The organism is Phenylobacterium sp. CCH9-H3, from assembly GCF_001557235.1.
GTDB lineage: Bacteria > Pseudomonadota > Alphaproteobacteria > Caulobacterales > Caulobacteraceae > Phenylobacterium.
Window position 1 is genome coordinate 1 of sequence record NZ_LSJI01000060.1, and the last position, 4,656, is coordinate 4,656.

At 70.6% G+C, this 4,656-nt stretch carries 5 protein-coding genes; 3 read left to right on the forward strand and 2 right to left on the reverse strand.

From position 1 onward, the window contains the following. The coding region (locus AX721_RS05380; RefSeq protein WP_231754701.1) for a sensor histidine kinase KdpD at nt 1-1,267 on the reverse strand (1,267 nt) is incomplete at its 3' end. Nucleotides 1,268-1,603: 336 nt separating this feature from the next. On the opposite strand from AX721_RS05380, the gene AX721_RS05385 reads away from it, so the two are divergent. Together AX721_RS05385 and AX721_RS05390 are read left to right on the forward strand one after the other, a co-directional pair. Next, nucleotides 1,604-2,263, forward strand: coding sequence for a hypothetical protein (locus tag AX721_RS05385; protein ID WP_068874998.1), 660 nt, complete (start codon nt 1,604-1,606; stop codon nt 2,261-2,263). Between the two features lie 55 nt (nt 2,264-2,318). Continuing rightward, nucleotides 2,319-3,254 (forward strand): calcium-binding protein, encoded by a 936-nt coding sequence (locus AX721_RS05390; RefSeq protein WP_068874999.1) that lies wholly within the window; start codon nt 2,319-2,321, stop codon nt 3,252-3,254. 73 nt (nt 3,255-3,327) lie between these two features. On the opposite strand, the gene AX721_RS05395 is transcribed toward AX721_RS05390, so the two are convergent. Next, nucleotides 3,328-3,687, reverse strand: coding sequence for a gamma-glutamylcyclotransferase family protein (locus AX721_RS05395; RefSeq protein WP_068875000.1), 360 nt, complete (start codon nt 3,685-3,687; stop codon nt 3,328-3,330). Nucleotides 3,688-3,871: 184 nt separating this feature from the next. Between AX721_RS05395 and AX721_RS05400 the strand changes: the two genes are divergently transcribed. Continuing rightward, entirely contained in the window at nt 3,872-4,516 is a 645-nt protein-coding gene (locus AX721_RS05400; RefSeq protein WP_068875001.1) for a glutathione S-transferase family protein, read from the forward strand. The last annotated feature ends 140 nt before the right edge of the window (nt 4,517-4,656 follow it).

Below are 4,656 nucleotides of genomic sequence, written 5' to 3' on the forward strand. Positions count from 1 at the left end.
GCGTCACCCCGCGCCGCGCGCCGCACTCGCCCGACAACAGGGCCACCAGCCCCGCCACCGACGCGAGCCCCAGGCCGAAGCCGCCCGAGGCGCCCACGCGCCCGCCCTGTTCGAACGGCTGGAAGATCCGGGCCTCTTCCCCCTCGCCCAACCCGCATCCGTCGTCGACCACCCAGATCGTCACGCCGTCGCCTTGCGCGCGCGCGCCCATCACCACCCGCCGCCCGCCCGAATGGCGGATCGCATTGGCGACCAGGTTCTCCACCGCCCGGGCCAACAGCCGCGGGTCGCTGTGCAGCCCCACGCGCCGGCCGACGACCGACAGCTCAATCCCGGCCTCGGCGGCCGCGGCGCCTTGCGTCAGCAGCACGCGGTCGAACAGCTCGCCGGCGGCGAAGCGCGACAGGTCCGGCTGCACCGCCCCGCCCTCCAGCTTCAGGTGCTCCAGCATCGAATCCACCAGCGTCCGCGCCACGCCGAGGGATTTGCGCAAGCCTCCCAGGGGCGCGGCGAGGTCGCGCGCGCCCGGCTTCAGCCGGTCGAGGAACAGTCCGGCGGCCTGCAACGGCTGCTGCAGATCGTGCGAGGCGGCGCGGATGAAATGGGTCTTGGCGTCCCGCTCTCGCTCCAGGCTGACCAGGGCCGCGGCCAGGTCCCGGCGGGAGGCCTCGGCCGCCGCGCGAGCCTCAGTCGCCGCCACCACGGCCTGGCGCACGAAGCGGCGGATGGCGATCAGGGTCACCCCGAACAGGGGCAGGAACAGCGCCAGCTTCAGGAAATGCGGCGGCCGCTCCACCAGCAGCCAGGCCGTCAGCGAGCCCAGCAGCAGCACGACGGCCAGCTTCAGCACCTGCGTGGCCTCGGTGGCGGCGGCGAACTGCACGATCAGGAACCAGGCGTACAGCACGACCAGCAGCGCCCGCATCTCGGGTTCGGCCGCCGGCATGAACACCCAGACGCTGGCCGCCGTGGCGGCGTTGCACAGCGCCATCCCCGCCTTGGCCCCGGGGATCCACCGCGTCAGGATCGCCTGGTCCGACGGCGGCCGGACGATGAACGCCACCCAGGCCACGAACCAGCCGCCCAGGAAGATCGAGATCGCCGACAGCCAGGCGAGGAACGCCGCCCGCTCGGCGCGCTCCACGAACTCCAGGTACAGGAAGGCGGTGCCCACGGTCAGGGCCACCCAGGCCACGACGCTGCCCTTCAGCTCGGTCCGCGTCTCGTTGATGAGAACCTGATCCCGATACGCCGGATCCAATACCAAGACCTTCCCCCCCGCTCTTCCCGGCGATTCCCGGGCCGACGTTTCCCGTCGACCGAACCCGTTATCCCGATTTGTCGCCCGCCGCGCGAGCCTTTGTAGCCCATCCGGGCTAATGGCCGCCGTCGCCTGCCCGACCTAGCCTTTGCATCGGGGTCGGACGCGGAACGTCCGAACGGACAGGGGCATCCCAATGCATCGACGAGCCGGCGGCGAGCCGGCCTCGGCTCCGCGCCAACCGCGGGCGTCGACCGACGCCCGATGGGCCGAACCCAACCGCCGCCCTCGCAGGGGCGGCGAACACACCTCAGCCAGAACGTGATTAGGGATTTCAACCACATGAAGACGTATCTTACCGCCCTCGCCGCCCTCGGCGCCTTGGCCGCCTCGCCGGCCTGCGCCCAGAACATGTCCGTCGGCGTCAACGTCGGCACGCCCGGGATCGGCGTGCAGCTCTCGGCCAAGGTCAGCGACCTCGTGGTCCTGCGCGGCGCGATCGACGGCGTCAGCATCAGCCGCGACGAGGACTATTCCGACATCGACTACGACGGGAAAGCCAAGCTGATGACCGGCGGCGTCTTCGCCGACCTGCATCCTGGCGGCGGCGCCTTCTTCGTCTCGGGCGGCGCCTATGTGGGCAAGCGCAAGATCAACCTGCGCGCCCAGCCCACCGCGGCCGTGGACATCGGCGGCCAGACCTTCACCCCCGCCCAGGTCGGCCGCCTCGACGGCGAGGCCAAGCTCTCCAACTTCCAGCCCTTCGTGGGCCTCGGCTTCGACAACACCTATGTCGGCGAGCGGGGCTGGGGCTTCCGCGCCCTCGCGGGCGTCGCCTTCAGCAAGCGCCCCGACGTGAACCTCACGGCCTCGGGCGGCACGTTGTCCAACGACGCCAACTTCCAGGCCCGCCTGCGCGAGGAAGAGGCCGAGGCGCGCGATGACGCCAAGGACTTCAAGTACTTCCCGGTCGTGCAGGTCGGCCTGACCCGCCGCTTCTGATCCCTTCAACCCAAGGCGCCGCCGCATCGACGGCGGCGGCGCGAAGGAGGACCTCATGGCCATCCTGACCGCCGGCGTGACCGGCATCGACTTCGACGACCTCGTGGTCAGCGACCTGTTGCTGGGCGATGTGACCGTCGCCACCGCCACCCGCTTCACCCTCCAGGACGGGGCCTGGAGGGATGAGTTCACCGGCCAGTTCACCTACGCCAACGACTCCATCACCGGCGGCACGCTGACGAGCTGGAAGCAGAGCCTGTCGGGCGAGATGGTGTTCGACGTCACGGGCTTCTCCCTGCCCGTCACCCAGTTCGTCACCTGGGCCACCACCAACAACAACGAGGCGGCCAAGTCGGCCATCCTCGCCGGCGCCGACGCCATCACCGGCTCGGGAGCCGCCGACCGCATGCGCGGCTACGCCGGGAACGACACCATCGAGGGCGGCGGCGGCCTCGACTACCTGCGCGGCGACGACGGCGACGACTCCATGTCCGGGGGCGCCGAGTTCGACGATCTCCACGGCAACATGGGCAACGACACGGTCGCCGGCGGCCTCGGGGGTGACTGGGTGGTCGGCGGCAAGGACAACGACCTGCTGTTCGGCGACGACGGCGACGACATCGTCTACGGCAACCTCGGCGCCGACACCGGCAGCGGCGGGGCTGGGAACGACATCGTGCGCGGCGGCCAGGAGAACGACAGCCTCAGCGGCGGCGCCGGAAACGACTGGATCTCGGGCGACCGCGGGGACGACACCCTCTCGGGCGGCGCGGGGGCCGACCTCTTCAACGTGTTCGGCGAAGCGGGGATCGACCGTGTCCTCGACTTCAGCCGCGCCGAGGGCGACCGCGTGAAGGTCGAGCCCGGCTCCACCTACACCACCGCCCAGGTTGGCGCCGACGTGGTCATCAGCCTCAGCGGCGGCGCCCAGATGACCCTGGTGGGCGTGCAGCTCACCAGCCTCTCGGGCGACTGGATCTTCACCGGCTGAGGTGGAGAGCGACCCCCGGCCCGGCGATCACCACGATCCCGGCGCCGGGGGCCGTGACCCCGCCCAGACGGCTCTACGTCACCTCGTCACGGGCGACGTAGACGTAGGCTCGCAAACCCGACCGAAGGACCACCACGATCCGCTGGTAGTCGTCGACCTCATAGGCGTCGGCGGCCACGACATCGTCAGGCGTCACGGCGAGGGCGGCGCCCGGCACGAGGCTGCCGGGATCGGCGCTGCGCTTGAGGATCGGATGGGTGTCGCTGCCGCTCGTGGCGACGACCGCCGGATCCGTGATCCGCACCGTGGCGAGTTCGAACCCAGGCAGCGCATCAGGCGTCGTCTGCAGCTCGCGGCCGAAGAGGACGCGCTGCACTTCCGGCTGCCGGAGCGTGCCATAGGAGAAGAGGTGAGCGACGCCCTGTTCTGTCATAGCCTGCTCCGGCGAATGGTCTCGACGCGAGGCCGTCGCCCTAGCCCGATTCCGGCTTTGTCGGGCTGACATCCCTTCCGGCGCCCTTCGTTCCTCTCGCCATGCGGGGAACGGCGTCCGTGGGGTACTCTCAACGGCCCAGGCGTACTGACTCTGCCGAAGACCCCGGGAAAGGCATGCCGTGATGAGTGAGCTGACCATCTGGACCTACGACTGGGTGCCGCCGGGCCCGCGGGGCTTCGTGCGCGACCTGCGGCTGCGATGGGCGTGCGAGGAGGCCGGCCTCGCCTATGACGTCCGCACGGTTCCCTTCGACGGCCGCCAGACCAACCATCTGGAGCGCCAGCCCTTCGGCCAGGTCCCGTTCCTGAACGACGGAGCGCTGGAGCTCTTCGAGAGCGGCGCGGCGCTCCTGCACCTGGCGCGGAAGAGCGAGCGGCTGATGCCGCCCGATCCGGCGGGCGCCGCGCAGACGCTGCAATGGATCGTCGCCGCGCTCAACTCGATCGAAATGGTCACCGTTCCGTGGTGGTTCCTGAACATCTCCGGCGATCCCGACAACGGTCTCACCGGGTGGATGACCCAGCGGCTGGACCACATCGAACGGATCCTGGGCGAGCGGGAATGGCTCGCGGCCGACCGCTTCACGGCCGCGGACCTGCTGATGGCGGATATCCTGCGGGTCCCCAAGGTCCGCGCCTTCGGCGACCGCCCGGCCAGCGAGGCCTACGTCGCACGCATCACCGCCCGCCCCGCGTTCAAGAAGGCCGAAGCCGACCAGATGGATCTGTTCGAGGCCGCCGACGCGACGCGCGACCGGGACGCCTGACGCGCCCGGAAACCTACCCGCCCGCCGTCGCCACCTCGATCGTCTCGATCCGCCAGGCGCGCTGCGCCTCCGTGGCGCCCGGGACGGCCTCAGTGCATTATCGGGCCGCAGAAATACGGTAGACGCTCAGCGCGGCAGGC

Bases quoted from the DNA above. Each gene is read 5' to 3' on its own strand.
- AX721_RS05385 (WP_068874998.1), top strand. From the start codon at position 1,604: ATGAAGACGTATCTTACCGCCCTCGCCGCCCTCGGCGCCTTGGCCGCC.
- AX721_RS05395 (WP_068875000.1), bottom strand. From the start codon at position 3,687: ATGACAGAACAGGGCGTCGCTCACCTCTTCTCCTATGGCACGCTCCGG.
- AX721_RS05400 (WP_068875001.1), top strand. From the start codon at position 3,872: ATGAGTGAGCTGACCATCTGGACCTACGACTGGGTGCCGCCGGGCCCG.
- AX721_RS05390 (WP_068874999.1), top strand. From the start codon at position 2,319: ATGGCCATCCTGACCGCCGGCGTGACCGGCATCGACTTCGACGACCTC.